This window comes from Pseudooceanicola algae, assembly GCF_003590145.2.
Lineage (GTDB): Bacteria > Pseudomonadota > Alphaproteobacteria > Rhodobacterales > Rhodobacteraceae > Pseudooceanicola > Pseudooceanicola algae.
The window spans coordinates 1,955,570-1,979,818 of the sequence record NZ_CP060436.1 but is presented as its reverse complement, the minus strand read 5'-3'; the positions used below and the strand labels follow the sequence as shown (position 1 = coordinate 1,979,818).

25 protein-coding genes are annotated in these 24,249 nt (G+C 60.9%); 11 read left to right on the top strand and 14 right to left on the bottom strand.

Going from position 1 to position 24,249, the window contains the following annotated elements:
• Positions 1-64: 64 nt before the first annotated feature.
• From PSAL_RS09205 to PSAL_RS09180, 6 genes are all read right to left on the bottom strand, one after another.
• On the bottom strand, positions 65-1,726 hold the full coding sequence (locus tag PSAL_RS09205) for an ABC transporter ATP-binding protein (RefSeq protein WP_119837555.1): 1,662 nt from the start codon (positions 1,724-1,726) through the stop codon (positions 65-67).
• Positions 1,723-2,565 (bottom strand): metallophosphoesterase family protein, encoded by an 843-nt coding sequence (locus tag PSAL_RS09200; RefSeq protein ID WP_119837556.1) that lies wholly within the window; start codon positions 2,563-2,565, stop codon positions 1,723-1,725. The genes PSAL_RS09205 and PSAL_RS09200 overlap by 4 nt, the downstream gene beginning before the upstream one ends.
• Positions 2,566-2,649: 84 nt before the next feature.
• A complete protein-coding gene (locus PSAL_RS09195) occupies positions 2,650-4,203 on the bottom strand; it encodes an ABC transporter substrate-binding protein (protein WP_119837557.1) in 1,554 nt (517 codons plus the stop codon).
• Between the two features lie 63 nt (positions 4,204-4,266).
• Positions 4,267-5,139 carry an ABC transporter permease gene (locus PSAL_RS09190; protein WP_119837558.1) on the bottom strand — a complete coding sequence of 291 codons (873 nt, stop codon included), beginning with the start codon at positions 5,137-5,139 and terminating at the stop codon, positions 4,267-4,269.
• A 13-nt stretch (positions 5,140-5,152) separates the two neighbouring features.
• On the bottom strand, positions 5,153-6,079 hold the full coding sequence (locus tag PSAL_RS09185; protein WP_119837559.1) for an ABC transporter permease: 927 nt from the start codon (positions 6,077-6,079) through the stop codon (positions 5,153-5,155).
• Complete coding sequence (locus PSAL_RS09180) at positions 6,076-6,894, bottom strand: HAD-IA family hydrolase (protein WP_119837560.1); 819 nt, start codon at positions 6,892-6,894, stop codon at positions 6,076-6,078. Before PSAL_RS09180 ends, PSAL_RS09185 begins: the two co-directional genes overlap by 4 nt.
• A gap of 82 nt (positions 6,895-6,976) precedes the next feature.
• Here PSAL_RS09180 and PSAL_RS09175 point away from each other — a divergent pair, with 82 nt between their 5' ends.
• A complete protein-coding gene (locus PSAL_RS09175) occupies positions 6,977-7,861 on the top strand; it encodes a LysR substrate-binding domain-containing protein (RefSeq protein WP_119837561.1) in 885 nt (294 codons plus the stop codon).
• A gap of 326 nt (positions 7,862-8,187) precedes the next feature.
• A complete protein-coding gene (locus tag PSAL_RS09170; protein ID WP_196222673.1) occupies positions 8,188-8,376 on the top strand; it encodes a hypothetical protein in 189 nt (62 codons plus the stop codon).
• Between the two features lie 141 nt (positions 8,377-8,517).
• On the opposite strand, the gene PSAL_RS09165 is transcribed toward PSAL_RS09170, so the two are convergent.
• The 3 genes from PSAL_RS09165 to PSAL_RS09155 are packed head-to-tail and all read right to left on the bottom strand — an operon-like array spanning position 8,518 to position 11,271.
• Entirely contained in the window at positions 8,518-9,840 is a 1,323-nt protein-coding gene (locus PSAL_RS09165; protein ID WP_119837563.1) for a mechanosensitive ion channel family protein, read from the bottom strand.
• Complete coding sequence (locus PSAL_RS09160; protein ID WP_196222667.1) at positions 9,837-10,115, bottom strand: hypothetical protein; 279 nt, start codon at positions 10,113-10,115, stop codon at positions 9,837-9,839. Before PSAL_RS09160 ends, PSAL_RS09165 begins: the two co-directional genes overlap by 4 nt.
• Positions 10,116-10,140: 25 nt before the next feature.
• Positions 10,141-11,271, bottom strand: coding sequence for a LysR family transcriptional regulator (locus tag PSAL_RS09155; RefSeq protein ID WP_196941839.1), 1,131 nt, complete (start codon positions 11,269-11,271; stop codon positions 10,141-10,143).
• A 176-nt stretch (positions 11,272-11,447) separates the two neighbouring features.
• Between PSAL_RS09155 and PSAL_RS09150 the strand changes: the two genes are divergently transcribed.
• The 7 genes from PSAL_RS09150 (at position 11,448) to PSAL_RS09120 (ending at position 18,489) form a co-directional block, all read left to right on the top strand.
• On the top strand, positions 11,448-12,662 hold the full coding sequence (locus PSAL_RS09150) for an ABC transporter substrate-binding protein (RefSeq protein ID WP_119837565.1): 1,215 nt from the start codon (positions 11,448-11,450) through the stop codon (positions 12,660-12,662).
• 84 nt (positions 12,663-12,746) lie between these two features.
• Positions 12,747-13,517, top strand: a complete 771-nt coding sequence (locus tag PSAL_RS09145; RefSeq protein WP_119837566.1) for an ABC transporter ATP-binding protein — start codon at positions 12,747-12,749, stop codon at positions 13,515-13,517.
• On the top strand, positions 13,514-14,236 hold the full coding sequence (locus tag PSAL_RS09140; RefSeq protein WP_196941838.1) for an ABC transporter ATP-binding protein: 723 nt from the start codon (positions 13,514-13,516) through the stop codon (positions 14,234-14,236). The genes PSAL_RS09145 and PSAL_RS09140 overlap by 4 nt, the downstream gene beginning before the upstream one ends.
• Before the next feature lie 12 nt (positions 14,237-14,248).
• Entirely contained in the window at positions 14,249-15,154 is a 906-nt protein-coding gene (locus tag PSAL_RS09135) for a branched-chain amino acid ABC transporter permease (RefSeq protein WP_119837568.1), read from the top strand.
• Positions 15,155-15,168: 14 nt separating this feature from the next.
• Positions 15,169-16,182 (top strand): branched-chain amino acid ABC transporter permease, encoded by a 1,014-nt coding sequence (locus PSAL_RS09130; protein WP_119837569.1) that lies wholly within the window; start codon positions 15,169-15,171, stop codon positions 16,180-16,182.
• Between the two features lie 161 nt (positions 16,183-16,343).
• The gene (gene mmsB, locus PSAL_RS09125; RefSeq protein ID WP_119837570.1) at positions 16,344-17,216 is read left to right on the top strand and encodes a 3-hydroxyisobutyrate dehydrogenase; all 873 of its coding nucleotides are present in this window, start codon (positions 16,344-16,346) and stop codon (positions 17,214-17,216) included.
• A gap of 73 nt (positions 17,217-17,289) precedes the next feature.
• Positions 17,290-18,489, top strand: a complete 1,200-nt coding sequence (locus PSAL_RS09120) for an iron-containing alcohol dehydrogenase (RefSeq protein WP_231388472.1) — start codon at positions 17,290-17,292, stop codon at positions 18,487-18,489.
• Positions 18,490-18,528: 39 nt separating this feature from the next.
• On the opposite strand, the gene PSAL_RS09115 is transcribed toward PSAL_RS09120, so the two are convergent.
• Positions 18,529-19,434 carry a LysR family transcriptional regulator gene (locus tag PSAL_RS09115; RefSeq protein ID WP_119837571.1) on the bottom strand — a complete coding sequence of 302 codons (906 nt, stop codon included), beginning with the start codon at positions 19,432-19,434 and terminating at the stop codon, positions 18,529-18,531.
• A gap of 185 nt (positions 19,435-19,619) precedes the next feature.
• Between PSAL_RS09115 and PSAL_RS09110 the strand changes: the two genes are divergently transcribed.
• Complete coding sequence (locus tag PSAL_RS09110; protein WP_119837572.1) at positions 19,620-21,284, top strand: GMC family oxidoreductase; 1,665 nt, start codon at positions 19,620-19,622, stop codon at positions 21,282-21,284.
• Between the two features lie 346 nt (positions 21,285-21,630).
• Positions 21,631-22,482: a 3-hydroxyacyl-CoA dehydrogenase gene (locus PSAL_RS09105; RefSeq protein ID WP_119837573.1), complete on the top strand. Its 852-nt coding sequence runs from the start codon at positions 21,631-21,633 to the stop codon at positions 22,480-22,482.
• Between the two features lie 98 nt (positions 22,483-22,580).
• Here the strand turns inward: PSAL_RS09105 and PSAL_RS09100 are convergent, their stop codons facing one another.
• The 4 genes from PSAL_RS09100 to PSAL_RS09085 form a co-directional block, all read right to left on the bottom strand.
• Positions 22,581-23,060, bottom strand: coding sequence for a helix-turn-helix transcriptional regulator (locus PSAL_RS09100; protein ID WP_119837574.1), 480 nt, complete (start codon positions 23,058-23,060; stop codon positions 22,581-22,583).
• A 53-nt stretch (positions 23,061-23,113) separates the two neighbouring features.
• Positions 23,114-23,461, bottom strand: coding sequence for a TrbC/VirB2 family protein (locus PSAL_RS09095; protein ID WP_119837575.1), 348 nt, complete (start codon positions 23,459-23,461; stop codon positions 23,114-23,116).
• An 81-nt stretch (positions 23,462-23,542) separates the two neighbouring features.
• Entirely contained in the window at positions 23,543-23,962 is a 420-nt protein-coding gene (locus PSAL_RS09090) for a hypothetical protein (protein ID WP_147407579.1), read from the bottom strand.
• Positions 23,959-24,228, bottom strand: coding sequence for a hypothetical protein (locus tag PSAL_RS09085; RefSeq protein WP_119837577.1), 270 nt, complete (start codon positions 24,226-24,228; stop codon positions 23,959-23,961). Before PSAL_RS09085 ends, PSAL_RS09090 begins: the two co-directional genes overlap by 4 nt.
• Positions 24,229-24,249: the final 21 nt, after the last annotated feature.

Genomic DNA, 24,249 nt, shown 5'->3' with positions numbered 1-24,249 from the left:
AGGATGGGGGCGGTCTGCCCAAGACTGGCCCGGAGGGGCCGTGGATGAGGTTAGCCGATACCCCTCAAGAGGCATCGACCAGCTCCGGGGATGGCGCTTGGATCAGGCGTTCGGGCGCGCCTTTGGGCACGGCGGCCAGCAGACGGCGGGTGTAGGGATGCTGCGGTGCGCCGAGCACTTCGTTGGTCGGCCCGGTTTCGACGATTTCGCCCTTGTACATCACGGCGATGCGATGGCTGACGCGTTCGACCACGGCGATATCGTGGCTGATGAACAGGAACGAAAGGCCCTCGCGGCGCTGGATATCCGCCATCAGGTCGGTGATCCGCCGGGCGTTGGACACATCGAGCGCCGAGACGGCTTCGTCCGCAACGATGATCGCCGGGCGCACGGACAGGGCGCGCGCGATGCAGATCCGCTGTCGCTGACCGCCGGAGAACTGGTGCGGATAGCGGTCCGCGGCGTCCGGGGGCAGACCGACACGGGCAAGCAGATTGGCGGCAAGGGCGCTGCGGTCGGCGCCGCGCGCCACGCCGTGCAGGAAGGCGGGTTCGGTGACCAGGTCGCGAATGCTCATGCGCGGATTGAGCGAGGCATAGGGATCCTGGAACACCATCTGAATGCGGGCCCGGTAGGGCTTCAGCGCCTGGGGCGACAGGCCGGTGATCGGCGTGCCCTCAAGGTCGATCACGCCCGAGGTCGGTTCGATCAGCCGCAGGATCGAGCGCGCGAGGGTGGATTTGCCGCAGCCCGATTCCCCGACCAGCCCAAGCGTCTCGCCACGGGAAAGGGTCAGGGAAACATCGCGCACCACGGGTGTCGGGGCCTTGCGTGACAGCAGGGATGTACCGCCGTAGCTGGTGCAGAGGTTGCGGGTGCTCAGCAGCGTCTTCGCCCCTTGCAAGGGCGCGGGCGCCCCGGCGCCGAGGCGCGGCGATGCGGCGACAAGCTCGCGTGTATAGGGATGGCGGGGGGTGGCGAAAAGCGCCCCGGTGTGGCCTTCTTCGACCTTGCGGCCATCCTGCATGACGACCACGCGGTCCGCGATTTCGGCGACCACGCCAAGGTCATGGGTAATGAACAACACGGCCATGCCCATATCGCGCTGAAGATCGCGCAGCAGGGTCAGGATCTCGGCCTGCGTGGTCACGTCGAGCGCGGTGGTGGGTTCGTCCGCGATCAGCACTTCGGGTTCGCAGGCCAGGGCCATGGCGATCATGACGCGCTGGCGCAGCCCGCCTGAAAGTTCGTGGGGATATTGGTCCAGACGCCGCGCGGGCTCGGGGATCCTGACCCGGTCGAGGGCGGCAAGCGCCGCCGCGCGCGCCGCGCCCCCGGAAAGGCCGCGATGCAGGCGCAGCGTTTCCGTCATCTGCCGCCCGATCCGCATGACCGGGTTGAGCGAGGTCATCGGTTCCTGGAACACCATCGCGATGCGGTCACCACGCAGTGCGCGCAGGTCGGCGGGGGGCAGGGTCGTGATCTCGACCGGATCCTCGGTGCCAAGCCGGATCGTACCGCCGTTGATGCGCCCGCCTTCACGCTCGATCAGGCGCAGGATCGACAGGGCGGTCGCGGATTTGCCCGAGCCGCTTTCGCCGACCAGCGCCAGCGTCTCGCCCCGGTGGATATCGAAGGACAGGCCATGGACGGCCTGCACATCGCCAAAGGCAATGCGCAGATCCTTGACCGACAGCAGCGGAAGAATGTCAGGGCGCAGGGTCATTCGGCGGCCAGGCTTTGCAGGAAGGGTGCCAGCGGCGGGGTCCAGCGACGGCCGGGGCTCAGCCGGGCCTCGAAGGGGTCATCGCCGTGGACCTGCCAGTGCAGCGTTTCGCCAAGGGTCACCATGCCCCAGGCACGGGCGGGTTCGCCGCCGGTGGTGAAGCTTTCGGTCAGGCTTTGCTGGGTCATGTGGGGGATGCCATCGACGGTGGTGACCGTGTTCCAATGGACGTGCCCGGCGATGCAGGCGACGGGCACTCGGGCCTGCGCCAGCGCCTGGCGCGCGCGGTCCGCCTGCGGGTAGGTCGATACGGACGCATTGCGCTGGAAGTAGTAGTTCCCGATCTGGCTGTGACCGGAAACCGGGACATGGCTGGCCACCAGCGTCGGCTTGTCCGCCCGCTGGGCCATCCGCGACAGCCAGAGCAGATCGGCCTCGGGCAGATCGAAACCGGGTGTGGCGGTATCACGGTGGATACGGGCATCCGCGCGCCAGAGCGCCAACTGCCAGTCGCCAAGGTCGATGACCTCACTTTGCAGGGGGCTGCCCAGGATCGTTTCGTTGTCGGCCACGCTCAGGTGATCGCGGTCATGGTTGCCGCAGATGTGGTGGATCGGCGCGTCCAGATGCGACAGGGCCTGCGCCACTTCGCGCTCCAGCCTGTCATCGGTGGCGGCGTCGATGTCGGAAATGCGGTCGCCCAGATCAAGGATCATGTCGGGGCCCTCGGCATTGGCCCAGCGGGTGAAATCGGCCAGCAATTCCAGCGCCGTATCGCCGCGTTTGGTATGCGAGGGGGCGCCGTGGTGAATATCGGTGACAATGGCGATGCGGGTCATGGCGGGGTTCCGGGATGAGAAAGGGAAAGAGAGAAAGAACCGGGCAGCAACGCGCCGCCCGGCCCGGGGGCAATCAGCCGGCGATCAGCTACCGGCGAGCGAGATGGCGCCAGCGCGGAAGTCGAGCACATAGGGGATATGGCCGGGCTGCGGCGCCCAGTTGACCGACTGCTTCATGCCCCAGCTTTCGAACGGGCGGTACAGCGGCAGCACGGGCGGGTCCTGCTTGATCCGCTCCATCAGCTCGGCATAGGCCTCGCGACGGGCCTCGACGTCCTTGGAGAAGCGGAAACGATCCCATTTCTCGGCGTAATCGGCGTCTGTGTTGAAGCGGCCTTCGCCCTGGGACGGGCCGTTCGGGGCCCACATCACGCCGAAGCTGCCGAAGGGGTCGGCAAAATACATCGGGTTCGACCAGTTGCGCGCCATCATCTCGGGGTCGTTGCCGGACCATTGGTCCTGCACGTTGACGCGGCCGTTGATGCCGACGGCGGCCCACATTTCCATGATCGCCTGCGCGGCCAGAAGACCGTTGGTGTAATAGGTCGCGGCGGTGTCATAGGTGATCTCGAACCCGTCGTAGCCGGCGTCTTCCAGCAGGGCCTTCGCCTTTTCAGGGTCATATTCAAAGGTCACGAGGTTGGGCATGTAGAGGTCGCCCATCTCTTTCATGGTATGGGTGGAGGGCACGATCGCCTTGCCCTGCCACAGCGCCGCGTTCAGCGTGTCGCGGTCGATGGCCAGGCTCATCGCCTGACGGATGCGCGGGTCTTCCAGTTTGGGGTTGTTCTGGTTCATGATCATGACGTGGAACAGGGCCGTGGCGCTGCCTTCGGTCTTGAGGTTCGCGTCGTTGTCGATCAGCGCCAGTTGGTCGGGGGCGATATTGGTGACGATATCGGCCTCGCCGGTCTTCAGGGCGGTGATGCGGCTGGCGGTTTCCGAGATCTGCACGACCGTGGCGCTATCCAGCGGGGCCATGTCACCCCAGAAGTCGTCAAAACGTTCCCAGACGATCTTTTCGCCGGGCATGAATTCGGCGACCTTGTAGGGACCGGTGCCGACAGGCGCCATCGAGAAGGCTTCGTAGTCGCTGTCTTCGGCGACGGCGGGATCGCCGGTCAGACCCTTGGTGTAATCTTCGGGGATGATCATGATCTGTTGAAGCGAGACCAGGGTTTCCCAAAGCGGCTCTTCGCGCTCGGCGTGGATGCGCACGGTCAGATCATCGACCTTCTCGGCGCTGGTAAAGTTGCCCAGGCGGTCCTTGGCGCGCACGGCATAGGGGGCGAAGGTGGCCTCGAACATGCGGTTGAGCGAGAAGACCACGTCGTCGGCGGTCATTGCCTCGCCATTGTGGAAGGTGACGCCGTCGCGCAGTTTCAGCTCCATGGTCTTGGGATCGACAAGCTCCCAGGACGTTGCAAGGGCAGGGACCCAGACCGATTCCAGCTTGGTGTGGTCGCGGTCGATCAGCGTGTCGAAGCTGTTGTAGTAGAACTGCGAGCCGACGTTGGAATGGTCGCGGCCCGGATCGAGGTAGGACGAGACATTGGCGGCGCCGACGGTGATATCCGCGGCCATGGCCGTTGTCGCAAGGCCGGCCGAGAGGGCGGTGGTGAGCATCAGTCTGAACATGATAATCTCCGGTAAGGTTTGGTGGAAATGGGCGGAGGCCGCTTGCAGCGGCTCTTGTTGGTGTCAGCGGTCGCGCAGTCGGACATCGGCGCGGTCTCGCAGCCAGTCGCCCAGGATCTGCACGGTGAAGGTCAGCAGCACGATCAGCCCGGCGGGGACCAGAACGATCCATGGCGCGGTCGGCATGTAGTCGCGCCCCAGCCCTACCATCGAGCCGAGCGAGGGCGTGGGGGGCTGCACGCCAAGGCCGAGAAAGCTGAGCGTGCTTTCCAGGATGACGATATTCGACAGGGCCAGCGTGAACTGCACGACAAGCGGCGAGACGATATTGGGCAGCAGGTGACGGCGGGCGATGTAGGCGGTGCCCCCGCCTGCGGCGCGGGCGGCCTCGATAAAGGGCTGCGAGGCAAGGCGGCGCACCTCGGCGCGCACGATGCGGGCGTATTGTTCCCAGCCGGCGATGCCGAGCACGAAGATCAGCACGGTCAGCGAAGAGCCGAGCAGCGCCAGCACCAGCAGGGCAACCAGGGTAAAGGGAATGGCGATCTGCATGTCGACCAGCGCCATGATGCCATCCTCGGCCCAGCCCGGACGCAGCCCCGCGATCAGCCCCAGCAGACCCCCGATGCCGAGGCCGATGACCGCGCCGCCAAAGGCAAGGGCCAGCGTCAGGCGCAGCCCGTAGAGGCCCCGCGAAAACACGTCGCGCCCCAGTTCATCGGTGCCCGCCAGGTGACCGGGGCTGTAGCGGTCAAACCCGATGGGCGGGCGAAGCCGCGAGATCAGGCTCTGGTCCAGCGGATCGAAGGGGGCGATCAACGGGGCCAGGATGGCGGCCACCGCCAGTACCACGGCAAGAAGCAACGCGACCTTCTGGATGATGTTGGTCGAGGCGGCGCGGCGCCGGTGGCGGATCGGATCTGCGAGCGTTGTCATGGGGGCTTCCTGTTCAGCTTTGCGCCAGGCGGATGCGGGGATCGGCCAGCGCATAGGCGATATCGGTGGCCGCATTGATCATCACGACGGCGACCGCGACGGTGATGACGCCGAATTGCAGCACCGGGTAGTCCCGCACGATGGCGGCGTTCACCAGCAACTGGCCGATGCCGGGCCAGGAAAAGATGCTTTCGACCACGACGCTTCCCGCGGCGGCGAGCGAGGCGATTTGCAGCCCGATGACCGAGATCACGGTGATCGAGGCATTGCCGAGACCATGGCGCATCACCACCCAGAATTCCGACAGGCCTTTGGCGCGGGCGGTGCGGATGTATTCCTGCCCCAGCACATCCAGCATGGCGTTGCGGGTAAAGCGCGTAAGGGCGGCGATCAGCACCCCCGAAAGGGCGATGGTGGGCATGATGAAGTGCAGGACCGACCCATTGCCGACCACGGGCAACCAGTTGAGCGTGTAGGAAAAGATCAGGATCATCACGATGGCAAGGATGAAGGCGGGCACCGCGTAGCCGGCAAAGGCGACCACCATCACGGCCGAGCCGATCCAGCTTTTGCGATAGACGGCCGCGAGCACACCAAGGGGGATCGAGATCAGCAACGTCAGACCGACCGAGGTCAGCAGCAGTTGCGCCGAGGGCCAGATCCGGCTGGCAACGACCTCCGTCACCGGGCGCCGTTCGACAAAGGACAACCCGAAGTCCCCCGAGGCGGCGGCCCGCAGAAAGGCCAGGTATTGGTGCCAGAGAGAGCGGTCGAGCTGGAAATAGGTGATCAGCTGTTCGCGCCCTTCCGCCGTCAGCCCTTCGCCAAGGAAGGTGTCGATCGGATTGCCCGACAGACGTGTCGCGATGAAGGTGATGGTCAGGATGGCGAACAGGGTCACGGCGATCTTGACGAGAATTCTCAGCAGGTAGGCGATCATTGCCCGGCCTCCTTTTCGGTTGGGGCTGCGGGTCTTTTCAGATGCAGGAAGGGCAGGCCGGCGGCGCTTGCGGCCCGGCCGTCGGTCGCGGGGTTGTCCCCGACAAAGATCGCCTGCGCCGGGTCCAGATCCCCCAGGGCGAGGCGCAGCATCAGCGGGTCGGGCTTGCCCGGACTTTGCCATTTCAGATCAGGGCGGATGGCGCGCAGCGCGGCCAGCAGGGCGCCGGTTTCCGCCACGGGCTGACCGGAATGATCGGGGTGGGACAGATCCTCGTTCGCGACCCAGAGGGGTGCCTCGCCGGCAAGGCTCAGCAGCGGGCCGATGTCGTCGATGCCAAAGTCCGGATCGCGGCAAAGCAGGGCGGCCTGCGGCGCGGGATGGCGCGTGTCCAGCCCAAGGTCGCAGGCGGCCCCGACCAGCGCCGGGCTGGCGTGAAGCCGTAGCCGCGTCAGGCCGAGGCGCGCGATTCTGTGCAGCGCGACCTCGCCCGCCAGCAGGATGCGGGAGGCGGGAATATGCAGGCCAAGGTCAGCCAGTTTCGCCGAAAGCCGCCGCGCCGTGGTGTCGGAATTATTCGAGACGATCCAGAGGCGTTCGCCGCATTCCCCAATGAAATCAGCACTATCTACAAAGGGGCGGCCTTCGGAAATCAGACAGCCGTCCAGGTCGCAAAGCACGCGCCGGGCCTGTGCCACATCCCGGGCATCAAGGGCGGAGCGCCGCAGAACGGGGGGAGAATGGGGGATCGTCGGTGCGAGCAAGGTCTCGGGCTCCTCAGGGGCAAGGCCGGGGTAATCGGCTGTCTGAGGCATCAAATGAGGGTTTGCTGTGACGTCGCTGTAACAAAGCAAAGCTAGGCTTTGGTCAAAGCAAAGCCGGGGTGCGAGAAGAGCGATGTCAGTGTCGAATGTGCGTCTGGAGGCGGTGCGAACCGTCGCGGAATCGGGCTCCTACGCGGCGGCCGCGCGGCTGCTGGGGGTGACCCAGCCGAATATCTCGCAGCAGGTACGGGCGCTTGAGGCGGAATATGGCGTGCGTCTGTTCGCGCGACAGGACGGGCGGTTGGTGGCGACTGCTCTGGGTCAGAAGCTGTGCGATGCGGCCGAACGCATGGCCGAAGCGCGCGGCGATGCGGAACGTCTGCTGCAAAGCCGGTCGTCGCTGGCGCGGGGCGAGATTGCCATCGGGTTGGGAAATGCCATGCCGGGGATGGCCCTGGTCGCGGCATTTCACAAGGCCTATCCCGGGATCAGCATCCGGGTCGAAACCGGCTCGCATGAAAAGATCACCCGCGCGGTGCTGGCCCACGCCGCCGATGTGGCCGTACTGCCCGAGGTCCCGCAGGACCATCGGTTTCGCCGCACCAATCTGGCACGTACCGAAGTGGTGGCGATCGCGCCGCTGTCCCATCCCCTTGCCTGCCAGCAGCAGGTCACGGCCGACCAGTTGCGCCGCGAACCGCTGATCTTTCGCGCGCGGGGGTCATCGACCCAGAGGGCGGTGGACCGCATGTTTTCACGAAATGGCACTGTGCCTGACCCGTTCCTGACGCTCGATGCGCGCGATGGCCTTTACGAGGCGGTGGTCAGTGGCCTCGGCGTGGGGTTTCTATGGCGTGACGGGACATCGCGCGGGGATCGTGTCAAGCGCCTGCCGATCGTCGAGATGGGGCGCGCCGAGATCCACGAAACCGTCTTTGCGCTGCGCGAGACGAAGGGCAGGGTGGTCGACGCATTCTTCGACATGGCGGCATTGTTTGACACCACGGCCGTAAACTGAAGGCGCAGGAGGCCATCGGAGAAATCGATCCATAAGGTCACCCCGGTATAACGTGGCAGAACGCATGGCCCGTATACGCAGTTCTTGGAATCTTTGCCGTCATTGTCAGCCTTCCCGCGTTTTGAACCCATCAGCCCGACTGGCGCGCTTTCTTTGGCGGCATTCGATGGCGGCTCCCGACCGAGGTGGCTGAGAGGAACTGCTTGCTTTCCACTGCTTCTTGGTCACGATCCCCTGGAATGGGAGGCGAGATTATGCGCCGCAACCCATTCCACCAACACCTGAAAATGATAGCGAAATGCGCGTCGTGCTCGAATCCGGAATCAATGGGTGTCCGTTCGCGACAAATCGTACCCACGCTGTTCGCCGTACTGCTTTTGGCGGTCGGTAGCGTCGCGTCCGCACGGATGATGGCGCCTGATGAAGACACGATCATGCGTGCCGAGGTCGCAGCGCTTGGCCTGTACCGGATCTCCATCGCGCAGGACGAAGCGAGCGTCCTCGCGGTCATTTGAGAGAGGCGCAGCGAAGATGGCGTGATGTCATGGGAAGGCAGGACGCCGCATTTCGATCAGTATATCGGGACCGTGCTGGCCGATGTCCGTCACTCGGACCACGCGATGAAATTTGACACAGCCCCGGCCGTTCACGTCCGACTATTCCCGCGGTGCATTCCTCGCGAGAAGGTCGTTGCTTTCCTGGCGCTCGGCGTCGACCAGGGGAATTAGAGCCGCTTCTTCCGACTTGTACACCGCGCGCTCCTTTCGTGGCGCCGGGGCCTGCGATACCGGCGCCTTGCTGGGCGGCGTGTCAGAGACGAGCGGCGACGTTCCAGCCCCCTCCAGGCGGATGCGATAGGTCGTGTCCGGGATCGCCACACCGGCCTCCTCGATGGCCTTCTTGACCAGGCGGATGGCGTCCCCGCGCGCTGGGGCAAAACCAGTTGCGGCCTGGTCGATCCATCCGGTCACACGCAGGATTGCGCCGGACTCGGTGATGTTCTCGATCCAGACCAGTTCCTCCGGATCGTCAAGCACGAAGGGCAGCGCTTTCAGCGTCGCCTGCGCCAAGCTGCGCGTCGCTTCGAGATCGGCGTCGGGGTCGATGCCGATGTCGAACATGAACCGACGCGCCGGATTCTGCGTGTAGTTTATGATCTTGCCCTTGAAGACCGTCGCATTCGGGATGCGGATGTGATTGCCGTCGAGCGACAGCAGGATCGTCGCGCGCGAGGTCAGCCGGATCACGCGGCCGACGTCGCCTTCGATCTCCACCAGATCGTTCGGCCGGAAGGGTTGGCGCAGGCTCAGCATGACGGAAGCCACGAAGTTTTCGACTGTGTCGCGGACGGCAAAGCCGATGGCCAGGCCGATGATCCCCGCTGCACCGAGGATCGTGCCCAATAGGGCCGCTGCGCCCATGACGTCCAGCGCGACCACGATACCGACAATCCCGGAGGCCACGCGGAACGCCTGCCGATAAAGCCCCGCGATGAAGGCATTAGGCGAAATCCTGTCCCAGAATCGCATCCGCGCCACGAGGAAGCCCGCTGTGACGATTACCGAGAAGGCCGCGAGCATCAACAGGAACAACGGCAGGCGGGAGATCAACTGCGCGATCCGTGCACGGAAGCGGTCCACTGCGGGGGTTATCTGCTGCGCGAGGTCGTTCGAAACCGCGAGGGTGTTGTTCACCGCGACGACGCCTTCAAGACGCTCAGCTATGCTCTCGGCCTTTCCGCTGGTGGAAGGATCCGCAACATCGCCCGTGAGCGAGACCACACCGGCGTCGACCGTGACAGTGATCCCGTCGAATTCGAGCGCCCCAAGTATGGCTCGCAGGCGCTGCGCGATGGCCGTGTCGTCGGGAATGTCCTCGACCGCCAGCGGGGACGAGGCAGCGGGCTCGTTCACGGTGTTCTGGGCAAGGACTGGGCCCGGGGCGATCAGGAGGGCGAAGCAGAGGAGAAGGTGTTTCATACAGCCCCAAATAGCGTGGCCGGGAGAACCGCCAACCGGGCAATCACCGATGCAGTGCCGTTCAGAGATTCAAAACGCCAATGGATCACGAACCGCGTCTCCGCGTTCTGGGTCGTGGTCTTGCCAAAGTGCGTTTCGCCCGGGATGACGGCTTTTTGAGGTTCGTTCATGCCGCGCAAGGCACGAATGCCCGTTTCGGTACATGGGTACAACGCCAGCGGTTGAGCGCCTTGAGTGTCGCAAGCTGATCGGTGTGCCAATTTGTATTTCGGCAAGACCACTTCAACCCTCAAGTGCCGGTCAATCACCACCTCCGCCGACAGGTAGGCCTGTGGGCATGAACTCGGTACGGGCCGAGGCGACTTGTTCGGCGATGAAGGTCATTGCGGTGCGCACGCGGACGCTATCGCGTAAATCCTGATGCGCAATGAGCCAAAATGTACGCGTGATCTTGATGCTTTCGGGCAATACCTGAACCAATTGAGGCGAGTGGCGGGCCATGAAGTCAGGGAGTACGGCAATCCCTTTGCCTGCCTCCGCAGCGCGCAGCTGCGCAAATAAATTTGTCGATGAAAGCTGTGGCGCATGCTCGCCCATGACCTCAGTCAGGTAGTCCAGCTCGGGCGTATAGATCAGTTCGGGGATGTATCCGATCATCATATGCTCGCCGAGTTGCTCTTTGTCGCGAACAGGATGCGCCTCAAGATAATCGGCGGTTGCATACAGATGGAGCGTGTAGTCGGTCAATTTGCGCGAGAATAGGCGTCCTTTTTCGGGGCGTGACACCGCGATTACGATGTCTGCCTCGCGTTTGGAGAGCGAAAACAAGCGTGGGGTCGCGACGAGCTGGACTTCAAGCCCGGGATTTGCGCGGGCGAAATCGGCCAGGCGGGGGGCGAGGAAAAAGACTCCGAACCCATCCGGCGCCCCGATCCGCACAGTGCCCGACAGCGCGTATAGTTCACCCGCAATATCGTCATGGACTTGGGCTGCAACGCTTTCGATTTGTTCTGCGTGGCGCAAAAGCCGCTCGCCCGCTTCGGTCATGGCATAGCCCCGCGGCGAGCGTTCAAACAGCTGCGCGCCCAAACGGCCTTCCAGGGCACTGACACGACGCGAGACGGTGGCGTGATCTGACCCGATTGTCCGCGCGGCAACTGTAAGGCGGCCGGCTCGGGCGACCGCCAGAAAATATCTCAGGTCGTTCCAGTCAAAAATCATCGCGTCGATCCGGGTCAGGAAACAGGGGTATGGGCATATTCGCACATCGGCTTCGCAAAACGTGGCATGGCGGAACGCAAATTCCCAGCTATCCTTGCTGTCGGGCTGATCAAAATGCGCATGACGAGGGAGGAGCCTCGGCAGACCACCCGGCAAGAAGACCGCTTTTGCGGAGAATACCTTGCCACAGCGTCTTTTGATCTCGCCCAATGGAGGTGCCGCGAAGGGGAGGGAATCACTTTGCGCGGCTGGAGGAAGACCCAACGACCAAAGGCCAGCTAGGCCGCTTGCGGGGAGCGAGCGGTGCTGACCGTATCCGAACGCATCCGGCTGCATAGGCCTGGGAGGCGCCTTCGGGGTAACGCGAAAACAAGGGAGGATGTTTCATGAAATCAACAATCTACGCGAGTGTAAGTGCGGCGGCTATGCTGCTGGGCGCGCAAGGGGCGATGGCGCAGGACGCGGTCTCTGATGGCGTGGTGAAAATTGGCGTGCTGGGCGATATGTCCGGCGTGTATTCCACGGGCTTTTCGGGAAAGGGCGCCGTCGATGCGGTGCGGATGGCTGTCGAGGATTTCGGCGGAACCGTTCTGGGCAAGCCGATTGAGGTTATCTCGGCTGATCACCAGAATAAGGCGGATGTCGCCTCGGCCACGGCACGTGAATGGATCGATACAGAACATGTCGACATGATCACCGATTTGACCAATTCGGCGGTGGGGCTTGCCGTGCAAAGGCTTGCCTCGGACAAAAAGACCATCACGATCAATACCGGTTCGGCGTCAAGCGCGCTGACGGGTTCAGAGTGTACGAAATACGGCATCCACTACGGCTATGACACCCATGCTCTGCCGGTTGGTACCGCGACTGCCGTGGTCAAGAACGGCGGTGATAGTTGGTATTTCATCACTGCCGATTACGCCTTTGGGCATGCGTTGGAAGATAACACTTCAGAAGTTGTCGAAACGCTGGGGGGCGAGGTTTTGGGCAGCTCGGATGTGCCGCTCAGCTCGAATGATTTTTCCTCCTATCTGTTGCAGGCGCAAAGCTCGGGCGCGAAAGTGATCGGTCTGGCAAATGCGGGCCAAGATACGGTCAATACGATCAAGCAGGCGCATGAGTTCGGCATCGTTGCCGGTGGCCAGCAGCTTGCGGGCATGTTGGTTCTGATTTCGGATGTCAAAAGCCTTGGCACAGATGTGGCGGCGGGGCTGCAGTTCACCTCGGGTTGGTATTGGAATGCCGATGACGCCTCGCGGGAATGGACGAAACGCTACATGGAATTCTCGGGCGGAGCTGCCCCGACCTTCCCGCATGCCGCAGATTATTCGCTAACGATGGCCTATCTGAACGCGATCAAAGCGGCGGGTACGGATGATCCGGACAAGGTGCGTGCGGAACTTGGAAAACAGCCCATCGACGACTTCTTCGCAAAAGGCGGCATGATCCGCGAAGACGGTCTTTTGGTCCACGATATGTATCTGCTCAAAGTGAAATCGGGCGGGAGCGATCCGTGGGATGTGGCAGATGTCGTGCGCACGATTCCGGGCGATGAGGCCTATGCTTCGCTTGAGAATGGCGGCTGCCCGCTGGTCCAATAAGCCAACCCAAACCGTTTGGGGGCGACCTATCGGCCGCCCTCAAAGGTGTCTTGGCCCCAATGCGTCCATAGCGAGAGGCAGAGCATGAGTGATATCATTCTTGACGTCCGCAATCTGACAAAAAAGTTCGGCGGTTTTGTCGCCGTCAATGACGTCAATCTTCAAATTGAGCGTGGTTCCATCCATGCGATCATCGGCCCCAATGGTGCGGGCAAAACTACGATGTTCAACCTGTTGACCAAGTTTCATCGGCCCACATCGGGCACAATGCGCTTCAATGGCACGGATATCACCAATAAAAGACCTGCCGAAATTGCGAATATGGGCATCGTGCGCTCCTTTCAAATTTCCGCTGTGTTCCCGCATCTTACCGCTTTGGAAAACGTAAGGCTGGCGCTGCAGCGTGGTCTTGGTGTGAGTTACCACTTCTGGCGTTCGCACAAGATGCTTCGCGATCTCGATGCTCAGGCAATTGCGCGTCTTGACCAGGTGGGGCTGAAATCATTCGCTCATATTCGGGCGGTCGAGCTGCCTTATGGGCGCAAACGAGCGCTTGAAATAGCCACCACCTTGGGACTCGAGCCGGAACTCATGTTGCTTGATGAGCCCACGCAGGGGATGGGGGCCGAAGATGTCGGCGCCGTGACGGAGTTGATCGGCCGCGTGCGTGAAGGCCGTACAATTGTGATGGTTGAGCATAACTTGGGCGTTGTGGCTGAACTGGCCGACACGATCACGGTGCTTGCGCGCGGTGAGGTTCTCGCCGAGGGACCTTATGCCGAGGTGTCCAGAAATCCCGCCGTGATGGAAGCCTATATGGGCGTCTCGGCCGATGAGACGGAGGAAGACGCATGAGCAGTGCAACACTTGTAAAGCCCATGCTCAAAATCGAGAATCTACATGCGTGGTACGGGGAATCCCATGTCTTGCACGGGCTTGATCTGGAACTGGGCGAGGGCCAGCTGATCACCTTGTTGGGGCGCAATGGCGCGGGTCGATCCACCACGCTGCGTTCTATCATGGGCATGGTTGATCGGCGTGAAGGCTCGATCCAGATCGGCGGGGCAGAGTTCATCAAAAAACCCGCGCATCGGATTACACCCGATGGCCGTATCGGTTTTTGTCCGGAAGAGCGCGGGATATTTGCTTCTCTGACCGTCGAGGAAAACTTGATGCTTCCGCCCGCCGTGGGAGCGGAAGGGATGTCGATTGAGGAGCTGTTCGAAATGTTCCCCAACCTTGCGACCGTGCGCAAACGGATGGGGACGCGCCTGTCGGGGGGCGAACAGCAAATGCTGGCCATTGCGCGCATCCTGCGTACCGGCGCGCGCTTGTTGTTGCTTGATGAGATCACCGAAGGGCTGGCCCCCGTCATTGTGAAGACGCTGGGCCGGGTCATTCGTGATCTCAAATCACGCGGCTATACGATCGTGTTGGTGGAGCAGAACTTTCGCTTCGCCGCCCCCTTGGCAGACCGCCACTACGTTATCGAACACGGGGCGGTCGTCGACACGATCGAAGCTGCCGATGTGGCGATAAGTATGGACCGCCTGAACCATTATCTCAGCGTATAAGGAGGGATCAGTATGGACCCGTTGCTTCGATTGATCCTCGCCCAAGGGATGTTGGGCCTCAACAATGGCGTGTTCTACGCGATGCTCAGCCTTGGGCTGGCAGTGATTTTCGGCCTGCTGAATGTGGTCAATTTCGCGCATGGCGCGTTGTATATGTTGGGCGCATTCCTTGCGCTGATCTTATATTCCTACCTGGGTATTTGGATAGGCATCAGCTCGTTTTCGATTGGCTTTTGGCCGTCGCTGATCCTTGTACCTGTTCTGGTGGCCTGTTTCGGAATGCTGATAGAGCGGTTCATGCTGCGTCGCTTGTATAAGCTTGATCCGATCTATTCGCTTTTGCTGACATTCGGTGTGACGCTGGTGTTGCAAGGGCTGTTTATCAACTTCTTCAATGCGTCGGGTACGCCCTATCCCGGCATGCCGGAAAGCCTGCGGGGCGTGGTGAACCTCGGCTTCATGATGTTCCCCAAATACCGTCTCTTTGTGATCTTGTTCTCGATCGTGGTGTGTTTCGTCGTTTGGTACGTGATCGAGCGTACGCGCATCGGATCGCGCTTGCGCGCGGGCACTGAAAACCCCGAACTGGTGAAAGCCTTTGGTATCAACGTGCCATTGATGGTGATGCTGACCTTTGGGTTCGGTACCGGGCTTGCGGGTTTGGCAGGGGTGCTGGCCGCGCCGATCTACTCGGTCAGCCCCTTGATGGGGGCAAATCTGATCATCGTGATTTTCGCGGTAGTGGTGATTGGCGGGATGGGCTCAATCGCGGGGGCAGTTGTGACCGGCTTCGCGCTTGGCCTTGTTGAGGGGATGACCAAAGTCTTCTACGCGCCGGCCGCCAACACGGTGATTTTCCTGCTGATGGTGATCGTACTTTTGGTTCGGCCCAATGGCCTGTTTGGACGTTCAAGCTGATGGCGGGGCATGACATGAGCAATATGACAACAGATATCACTCCCACTATGGAAGCGGTCGGCCCTGACGAGACGGGCACCGATCAAACGCTGCAATCGCGTAGCAGGCTTTGGCAGGGAATCTTCTGGGGGGCACTTCTGGCCTTCCTGGCGGCTGCCCCGTTCTTTCTGTATCCAGTCTTTGTGATGCAGCTATTGTGCTTTGCGCTGTTTGCGGCCGCCTTCAACCTTCTGATCGGCTTTACAGGGCTTTTGTCGTTCGGCCATGCCGCGTTTTTTGGCGGGGCAGCTTATGTGGCGGGCCATGCGCTTAAGGTTTGGGGCTTTCCTCCCTTGTTGGGGCTGGCTGCAGGCACTCTGTTCGCAGCGGCTCTGGGCTGGCTGGTGGGGTCGCTCGCGATCCGGCGTCAGGGGATCTACTTCGCGATGATCACATTGGCGCTCGCCCAGATCGTGTATTTTTTCGCGCTGCAAATGCCTTTCACCGGTGGCGAGGATGGCTTGCAAGGGGTGCCGCGCGGGCACCTGTTGGGCTTGATCAGCCTGAACGCGCCCTTGGCCATGTACTACTTTGTGGCCGGGGTCTTTCTTGTGGCATTCCTGATGATCTACCGGATTATCCATTCCCCCTTTGGTCAGGTGCTACAGGCGATCCGCGAAAATGAGCCGCGCGCGCTTTCGCTGGGCTATAACGTCGACCGCTTCAAACTTCTGGCCTTCGTGTTGTCCGCGGCTTTGGCAGGGCTTGCGGGCTCGACCAAGGCGCTGGTGTTCCAGTTCGCTTCGCTCACTGATGCTCATTGGCAGATGTCGGGTGAGGTGATCCTGATGACCTTGCTGGGCGGAATGGGGACGATCTTTGGCCCGGTCGTGGGCGCGTTTATCGTCGTGGCACTCCAGCATGCGCTGTCGGGTATCGGATCCTGGGTGCAAGTCGTGATCGGCGGGACCTTCATTGCTTGTGTGTTGCTGTTCCGTCGCGGTGTGGTCGGCGAGCTGGCCCGGATCTTGCGCATCAATTCGCTTTGATCGCGCAGGACCGCCTGCGCGAAGTTCATCGATAAGGTTACTGCCCAACAAGGGCAGATGACATCGCCTGCGCCTGGTTTGATCAGGTTGGTCGACGTTTTCAGACGCCGGCCCGCCCGAATGGGCCGCCGTGCGTCTGACATAGGCTTCAGGAGGAAAACATGAAGATCGGGTTTATTGGCTTGGGCAACATGGGCGCGCCCATGGCCGCAAATCTTGCCCAGGCTGGCCATGAGGTCACGGGCTTTGACCGTGCGCAGGTTTCGGTCGCGGGGGTTGCCATGGCCGCCTCGGCACAAGCTGCGGCGAGGGATGCACAAACGGTCGTCACGATGCTGCCAAACGGAGAGATTTTGCGCTCGGTCACAGAGGATATCTTCTCGGTTATGGCGCAAGGGGTCACGTTCATCGATTGCTCGACCGTCGATGTCGACAGCACCCGGGCGGTTGCCGCGACAGCAAAAGCCTTTGGTCTATCACCGCTGGATGCGCCGGTTTCAGGGGGCGTAGGTGGTGCTTCGGAGGGCAAGCTGACATTCATGGTTGGCGGCAGTGAGGCAGCCTATACCGCTGCGCGTCCGCTGTTTGACATCATGGGACAAAAGTCGGTGTATTGCGGCCCGCCGGGGGCCGGGCAAGCTGCCAAGATTTGCAATAACATGATCCTTGGTGTCACCATGCTGGCCACCTGCGAGGCCTTTGCTTTGGCGGATAAGCTGGGCTTGTCTCGCCAAGCGGTTTTCGACGTCGTGTCGACCTCGTCGGGGTCTTCGTGGTCGATGAATGCCTACTGCCCGGCGCCCGGTGTGGGGCCGAACTCCCCCGCCGACAACGACTATACGCCGGGTTTTGCTGCAGAACTCATGCTGAAGGATCTACGCCTTAGCCAGCAGGCCGCGCAAAGCGTCGATGCCGATACCCCGATGGGTGAACTGGCCCGCGATCTTTATGCTGCCTTTGTCGAAGCCGAAGGCGGGCGCGGTTTGGATTTCTCAGCGATGCTGCCAAAGCTTGCTAAAAGCAGTCGGTCCTAAGGCCCGGGCAAGGGGCCTGTGGGTCTATCCCGGCGACGCGTTTGGATATGCACTTCGCGTGCGACGCGGACCGATGTTTCAAGACCTGCGTGCTCTGAAGGAGAATATCAATATGCCACTGACACCTTTCAGCTTTTCGACCGTGAGCGATATTCATCTTGAATGGGGCGGGGCGGGTCAGCTTGGTGCTTTGCTGGCAAAGCGTTTTGCGGCACGGACCCTGCTTTTGGTCACAGATCGCGGTTTGATCGACACAGGGTTGATTGCGCCAATCGAGGTCGCCCTGGCCCAGGCAGGATTTGTCGTGACTGTGTTCGACAAGGTGGCGGCCGATCCACCCGAAGCCATTGTGCGCGGTTGCGCGGACATGGCGCGCGACAAGCGTGTTGAAATCGTGCTGGGCCTTGGGGGAGGCTCTTCGCTCGATATCGCCAAGTTGGTCGCGGTCATGCTCGGCTCGGCGCAGGATCTATCGGAGATGTACGGCATCGGGAACGTGAAGGGGCAACGCCTTCCAATGGCGCTGGTCCCGACCACCGCGGGAACCGGATCAGAGGTCACCAATATTTCGATCATCACTACCGGTGAGACGACGAAAATGGGCGTGGTCTCACCCCAGCTTTACGCGGATTTCGTGTTGCTCGATGCGAAGCTGACAGTTGGTTTGCCTCAGATCCATACGGCTGCGACCGGGATCGACGCGATGGTGCATGCGATCGAGGCCTATACGTCGAAATTCAAGAAAAACCCGCTGTCGGATGCCTTGGCCCGCGAGGCGCTGCGGCTGTTGGGGGGCAATTTGCTGGCGGCGTGTAACGACGGCACCGACCGGCGCGCGCGCGAAAATATGTTGCTTGGTGCGATGTTGGCGGGGCAGGCTTTTGCCAATGCGCCGGTGGCGGCAGTGCATGCGCTGGCCTATCCGCTGGGGGGCCATTTCCATTTGCCGCATGGCTTGACCAACGCATTGATGTTGGGCCCGGTACTGCGTTTCAATGCGAAAGTTGCGGCGCCGCTATATGCAGAGCTCGCAGATGTGATGGGCGTGCCGGGTACCGGCGATAATCAGGCGCGCGCCCGGGATTTCGTCGATCATGTCCTTGCCTTGATGGATGCCAGTGGCGCCCCGCGTCGGTTGCGCGATGTCGATGTCACCGAAAACAGCCTCGCATTGTTGGCCAGCGACGCGATGAAGCAGCAGCGCCTTTTGGTCAATAATCCCGTTGAAGTGTCGCAGGAGGATGCGCTCGCGCTATATCGGGAAGCTTACTAAGCGCGGCTGAACACGCAGGTATGCGAACTGCAAGTACCCTCACCATACGTCTTCGATCTGGTCAAAAAGAGCGGCAATGACTGGCTCATCTTTTCTGTCGTCAAGCGTTTGGAATACGAGGCAGGCCGGGATGCGTAGGCTTTCGCAGATGGCGAGCCCAAAGGTCTGTCGCTGGTGCAGGGCAATCGACTCTCGACATAGGCTAAGGCCCACGCCTGAACGCACCATTTCAAGCATCGAAGCCTCTTGATCGACCAGCGCGACCGATTGCTGAGCGCACCCATGTTGGGCAAAAATCCTGGTCAGCAGACGGTTGTGCATTGAATTCGGTGGGGTGCTTATCCAGGGCAGGGCGGCCAGCTCCGCCCAATTCGCCGTTGCGACGCGGGCCTCCCATCCGACGGGGGCGATGATACGGTAGGTGAACTCTGCCAGCTTGCGCGTGTGCAGTGCCCGCTCTGAGCAATTTCGGCCCACTTCGTCTGGTCCCGTCAGATAGAACCCGGCGTCGATCTGTTGACGGTTGAGCTTGTCGAGAATTTCGCCGCTCACCCCGTGTATAAGTTCGGTGTTGATTTTCGGATGCGCCGCGCCAAGACGGCTGAGCAGACGACCCAATCGGATAAACTCTGGATCGACAATGGTGCCTATCTTGAGCGTGCCGGAGACCTGGCCGCACTGGGTGCTCGCGCTGCGTTGAAAGGTTTCCATGGCCCTGAGCACGTGATCGGCCTTCGGCAGCAGGGCCGCCCCATCCGGCGTCAGGTTCAGCCCGTGCGGTGAGCGGTTGAACAACGTGACACCGATGTCGTTGCTTAAGCGTTTGATCTGATGGCTGACTGCGGGCTGCGTAAGATTGAGCACCCTGGCCGCACGCGACACGCTGCCTTCGCGTGCCACCGTCACGAAGGCCAACAGGCTATTCACGTTTGAAAATCTTGTCATATTACGAAGTTTAATATCGCCGCGAAAAATTTGTCATTAGGAAAAGCAGCGGGCCCTTTCTAGGCTGGCTTCAGTTGTTGCGCTGGGAGGAGCGTCTCACGCTCGAAGATGCGCTTCTGACAGCGGGTCTCTCTCGTGCTCAGTCTTCTTCCGGCGTGGGAGGGCGAGCGGAGAGGGACAGCAGCATGCGCAACACAGACACGGATTTTGATTTCATCGTTATCGGGGCGGGCTCGGCGGGCTGTCTTTTGGCCAATCGCCTGAGCTCGGACCCTGCCAATCGGGTTTTGCTGTTGGAGGCGGGCAAGGCTGATAACTATGCGTGGATCCATATTCCGGTCGGCTATCTCTACTGCATCGGGAATCCGCGCACGGACTGGATGTATACCACCGAGCCCGACCAAGGGTTGAACGGGCGCACTCAGCGCTATCCTCGGGGTAAAACCCTGGGCGGCTGCTCTTCGATCAACGGTATGATTTACATGCGCGGACAGGCGCGCGACTACGACAATTGGGCCCGGCTCAGCGGAGAGGACGCTTGGGATTGGGACCACTCGCTGCGCGATTTCATGGCGCATGAGGACCATTACAAGCTTGATGGGGGGGCGAACCCCAAAACCGGTGACAACGTCAGATTTTCCGACATGCATGGCCACGGCGGGGATTGGCGCGTCGAAAAGCAACGACTGCGGTGGGATGTTCTTGACAGTTTCGCGGATGCTGCAGAGCAAGCGGGCATCGAAAAGACTGAGGACTTCAATTGCGGCGACAATGCAGGCGTGGGGTATTTCGACGTCAATCAGCGATCAGGCTGGCGCTGGAGTTCTTCGAAAGCCTTCCTTAGACCGGCCCAAAAGCGCGGCAACCTTACCATCTGGACCGAGGCGCAGGTCGAAAAGCTGATTGTCGAAACCGGGCCCGATGGCAGGCCGCACTGCTCTGGCGCGCAGGTCAGCCGCAAGGGCGAGAGCGTGAGGGTGCGTGCGAGGCGAGAGACGGTCTTGTCGGCCGGAGCGATCAATTCACCACAGATTCTACAGCTGTCGGGCATTGGCCCTGCAAAGCTTTTGCAGGCCCATGGTATCAAGGTTTTGCGTGATGCGCCGGTGGGCGAAAACCTACAGGATCATCTGCAAATTCGTGCTGTATACAAGGTGAAAGGCACGCGGACGCTCAACGCCTTGGCCGGGAGCTTGTGGGGCAAAGCAAAGATTGGCGGAGAGTATTTTTTGAAGCGTTCCGGCCCTATGAGCATGGCGCCCAGCCAGTTGGGCGCTTTCACACGCTCCGACCCCAGCCGAAGCCATGCGAACCTTGAATACCATGTTCAGCCGCTCAGCCTTGAAGCGTTTGGTGAGGATTTACATGATTTTCCGGCCATGACCGTCAGCGTCTGTAACCTCAACCCAACAAGCCGGGGCCACGTCCAGATCCGCTCGGCCAATTTTTGCGACGCGCCCAGGATCTTGCCCAATTACTTGTCCACCCAAGAAGACCGACAAGTTGCGGCTGACAGCCTGCGGCAAGTTCGCAAAATTATGTCGCAGCCCGCGATGAAATCTTATGAACCCGAGGAATATAAACCCGGGCCGCAGTATCAAAGCGACGATGATCTCACGAAACTCGCAGGCGACATCGCCAGTACCATTTTTCACCCGGCGGGCACCGTGAAGATGGGTCAGGAAGAGGATCCAAGCGCCGTTCTGGATCCCCATCTCAGACTGAAAGGGGTGACAGGGCTGCGTGTCGTTGATGCGAGTGTCATGCCCGAGATTACCAGCGGCAACACCAATTCCCCCACGTTGATGATTGCCGAAAAAGCCGCGCGCTGGATCCTTTCGGGCGCCTGATGCTGCAGCTGTGTGGGGCCGGTAGCGGGGGTCGACAGGATAGGGACGCCGTTTCTCATCAAGGCAAGGCAAGGCAAGGCAAGGCGCGGCATGACGCGGTAGATGAGCCTTCACGGTGCTCGCCTTGAAACCGCCCGCTTCGTCTGTCTGAGCCCTTCCCCTTCTCAGGCAGGATCTGGCGTAATTCATGCTTCTCGCCGCACCTGCCGGTCGGGACATGAAACCCACAATTCCCGACTAAAAGTCGCCGCCTGAAATGAACCCCATGCTATAGCTTGGCCCGGCGGAAATCTGGTCGAAGCTTCAGGACCACCTTCTGACCAACCGATTATATGAAGGAAAAGTAATGGGTATTAAAAATGTAACTCTACTCGGCACAGGGGTTTTGGGCGCGCAGATCGCCTTTCAGACAGCCTATTGCGGATTTAATGTCACCTCCTATGACATCGACGATGAAAAAATATCCATGGCTCGCCAAACGATGGAAGGAATTGGCCAAGCGTATTTGAAGGATCTTCCTGACGCCACGCCGCAGAAGATTGCGGAAACGGTGGCCCGTATCGGCTTCGCCACTGACCTTGGCGAGGCGGTGAAGCATGCTGATCTGGTCATCGAAGCTATTCCGGAAATCCTTGATCTCAAGAACAAAGTCTATGCGGAGCTTGGCAAAGTTGCCCCGGCAAAGACAATTTTCGCCACCAATTCGTCTACGCTTCTGCCCTCGGACATGGCCGCCGCGACAGGGCGTCCCAAACAGTTCTTGGCCTTGCATTTCGCCAATTATATCTGGTTGCACAACACGGCCGAGATCATGGGGCACCCCGATACCGATCCAGCCGTTTTCAGTGAAATCGTCAACTTTGCCAAAGACATTGGTATGGTTCCGATTGAAGTGAAGAAAGAGCAGCCGGGATATGTGTTGAACTCATTGCTGGTGCCATTCCTGAGGGCCGCAGCAGACCTTCTGATCAATGATGTGGCGAGTGTCGAAGATATTGACCGAACCTGGAAAATCGCGACAGGTTCTCCGGCTGGCCCATTTGAAGTTTACGACGCGGTCGGGCTGAACACTGCGTACAACATCTCCAAACACGGTGACGAAGGAAGCCGGAAATTCGCGGACTACATCAAAGAGAACTACATCGATAAAGGCAAGATGGGTGTCGCCAGTGGTGAGGGGTTTTACAAATACCCTTGATGGCACGAACTGTGCCGAATAAGAATGCAGGCTTATTGGGCCGCCGCTTTTATGCGGCGGCTCAGTCTGTTCAAGGGTCGCCAGCTGCGTGGCGACTTCTACAACAGAATGTCCTCTACCAATTGCGAGACAAGCTGGCTCTTACCCGTGACCCCGGCCTTTTTGTATATTGCCGCGCACTGCGCTTTGACCGTGCCAATGCGTGTTTGCCTCAGGTCTGCGATTTCGGCCAGGGAAATGCCTTTCACGATGAACCATGCAACTTCGGTTTCCGCGCCGGTCAGGCCGAGATCGGCAAAGTAGGTATCCACGACAGAGGTAAACTCGCCTGATGTGATCTGGCGGGCGTTCTCGGCGCGGTGGGTGGCGTGTTGTGCGACGAAGGCCAGTCTTACACCCAGAAATGCGCCGAGGATGAGGCCGATGCTTGCCCCCGCTTCAACCAATTCACGCACGTTCCAGCGCAGGGGAACAGAGGGCAGGCCGAGTATGGCTGCGAGGATTTCCCACAGGAAGTAAGCGCCGCACAGGCATTGGACGATGACAAGGCACCAGACGACCCAAGGGCGGTTCAGCATGTCAGCGTCTTGATGCGCGGCGGCATGAAAGGCAAATCGGTCCCCAAGTCAGGTCAATCACCGTTCCCGCCGGGCCCATCCGGACCGCCCTGCCTGCCGTGGTCATCGCCCGAGGGGGCGGGCTGGGCACCCGGAACGTTTTCGACCGGGAACCTCTGATCGCGCAGAACCTCGCCTGACGTGCGGTTCAAAACTACCTCGCGCAGGTCTTTGATGCTGTTGGCGGTGATCACGATGCGGCCAAACCAGGACCGAGCCACATCGATTATAGTGTACCCATCGGCCTCGATCTGCTCGATGACATCGTCGGCAACATCGTTGCCACCTGAAACCTGCGCATGGGCAGGTGATTGCAGCAGCAAAAACGCCATCAAACTGGCTGTGATCAATGTTTTGCGCATGGTGAGGGTATCCTGCGATCTTGCCTGAGGGGTTAAGACCTGTCCGCGCACCGTGTCAACCGGTGCGCGGGAGGTTTCGGATCAGTCGCGTGGGCCGTCATGGCCACCACGCCCCGCACCAATGCCTTGGTCGGCCAGTTGATCGCCGATGAAGGTGCGCTCCTCTGGCGTGAGCGCGTCGATGTCGATGTCCGATATCGTGACCGTTTCGCCCGTGATGGGGTGAACCACTTGCGGTTCATCCGAAAACACAGGTGCGAAAGCGGCGAAGCCAATCAGGGTGACGAGGAGGAAGGGGCTGTAGGGGAGGAAGGGTCCACGCATTGTTAGTCTCTCTGATGGGGTGTTTTCCTGCGGCTGTATTTGCCGTTCTGCTGGGAGGATGCCGGTCTGTGCCGGCGCGCCATATTGGACGGAGGGCTTGTTTTGCGGGACATAAACCAAAGACATATGCGCCTGCGCCGAAGGTATGGAAGGGTGTGACGTGGGTGCCCGTTTCATGCGCCGTTCCCTGGGGCCAGGCTTGCGCCGCCCGAGGGAACCGGCGCCCTTTCGACCGCTTCAAGGTTGGTCATGGCCAAGGCAATCGGCGACGCGGCGCTTGCCTGCCGGACAGGGACAGCACCGACTTCGTACGGAAGTTCGCCGCGGATGTCCTGCTGCGACAGGTCGAGGCGAACGCTCGATTTCGGACCGGTGCTGCGGCTATCCGCAAGAGAGATGGATCCGGCAAGGAGGAGTGCGGTCAGCTTGGTGAAGATATTCACATGCTTTCCTTTCTTGGTGGT

What these genes read in the sequence shown, in the direction of transcription:
- PSAL_RS09150 (WP_119837565.1), top strand. Translation starts at nt 11,448, where the DNA reads ATGAAATCAACAATCTACGCGAGTGTAAGTGCGGCGGCTATGCTGCTG.
- PSAL_RS09110 (WP_119837572.1), top strand. Translation starts at nt 19,620, where the DNA reads ATGCGCAACACAGACACGGATTTTGATTTCATCGTTATCGGGGCGGGC.
- PSAL_RS09100 (WP_119837574.1), bottom strand. Translation starts at nt 23,060, where the DNA reads ATGCTGAACCGCCCTTGGGTCGTCTGGTGCCTTGTCATCGTCCAATGC.
- PSAL_RS09185 (WP_119837559.1), bottom strand. Translation starts at nt 6,079, where the DNA reads ATGATCGCCTACCTGCTGAGAATTCTCGTCAAGATCGCCGTGACCCTG.
- PSAL_RS09130 (WP_119837569.1), top strand. Translation starts at nt 15,169, where the DNA reads ATGAGCAATATGACAACAGATATCACTCCCACTATGGAAGCGGTCGGC.
- PSAL_RS09175 (WP_119837561.1), top strand. Translation starts at nt 6,977, where the DNA reads ATGTCAGTGTCGAATGTGCGTCTGGAGGCGGTGCGAACCGTCGCGGAA.
- PSAL_RS09190 (WP_119837558.1), bottom strand. Translation starts at nt 5,139, where the DNA reads ATGACAACGCTCGCAGATCCGATCCGCCACCGGCGCCGCGCCGCCTCG.
- PSAL_RS09170 (WP_196222673.1), top strand. Translation starts at nt 8,188, where the DNA reads ATGGGTGTCCGTTCGCGACAAATCGTACCCACGCTGTTCGCCGTACTG.
- PSAL_RS09090 (WP_147407579.1), bottom strand. Translation starts at nt 23,962, where the DNA reads ATGAAACGGGCACCCACGTCACACCCTTCCATACCTTCGGCGCAGGCG.
- PSAL_RS09205 (WP_119837555.1), bottom strand. Translation starts at nt 1,726, where the DNA reads ATGACCCTGCGCCCTGACATTCTTCCGCTGCTGTCGGTCAAGGATCTG.
- mmsB (WP_119837570.1), top strand. Translation starts at nt 16,344, where the DNA reads ATGAAGATCGGGTTTATTGGCTTGGGCAACATGGGCGCGCCCATGGCC.
- PSAL_RS09095 (WP_119837575.1), bottom strand. Translation starts at nt 23,461, where the DNA reads ATGCGCAAAACATTGATCACAGCCAGTTTGATGGCGTTTTTGCTGCTG.
- PSAL_RS09115 (WP_119837571.1), bottom strand. Translation starts at nt 19,434, where the DNA reads ATGACAAGATTTTCAAACGTGAATAGCCTGTTGGCCTTCGTGACGGTG.
- PSAL_RS09135 (WP_119837568.1), top strand. Translation starts at nt 14,249, where the DNA reads ATGGACCCGTTGCTTCGATTGATCCTCGCCCAAGGGATGTTGGGCCTC.
- PSAL_RS09140 (WP_196941838.1), top strand. Translation starts at nt 13,514, where the DNA reads ATGAGCAGTGCAACACTTGTAAAGCCCATGCTCAAAATCGAGAATCTA.
- PSAL_RS09195 (WP_119837557.1), bottom strand. Translation starts at nt 4,203, where the DNA reads ATGTTCAGACTGATGCTCACCACCGCCCTCTCGGCCGGCCTTGCGACA.
- PSAL_RS09200 (WP_119837556.1), bottom strand. Translation starts at nt 2,565, where the DNA reads ATGACCCGCATCGCCATTGTCACCGATATTCACCACGGCGCCCCCTCG.
- PSAL_RS09120 (WP_231388472.1), top strand. Translation starts at nt 17,290, where the DNA reads ATGTTTCAAGACCTGCGTGCTCTGAAGGAGAATATCAATATGCCACTG.
- PSAL_RS09105 (WP_119837573.1), top strand. Translation starts at nt 21,631, where the DNA reads ATGGGTATTAAAAATGTAACTCTACTCGGCACAGGGGTTTTGGGCGCG.
- PSAL_RS09165 (WP_119837563.1), bottom strand. Translation starts at nt 9,840, where the DNA reads ATGAAACACCTTCTCCTCTGCTTCGCCCTCCTGATCGCCCCGGGCCCA.
- PSAL_RS09145 (WP_119837566.1), top strand. Translation starts at nt 12,747, where the DNA reads ATGAGTGATATCATTCTTGACGTCCGCAATCTGACAAAAAAGTTCGGC.
- PSAL_RS09180 (WP_119837560.1), bottom strand. Translation starts at nt 6,894, where the DNA reads ATGCCTCAGACAGCCGATTACCCCGGCCTTGCCCCTGAGGAGCCCGAG.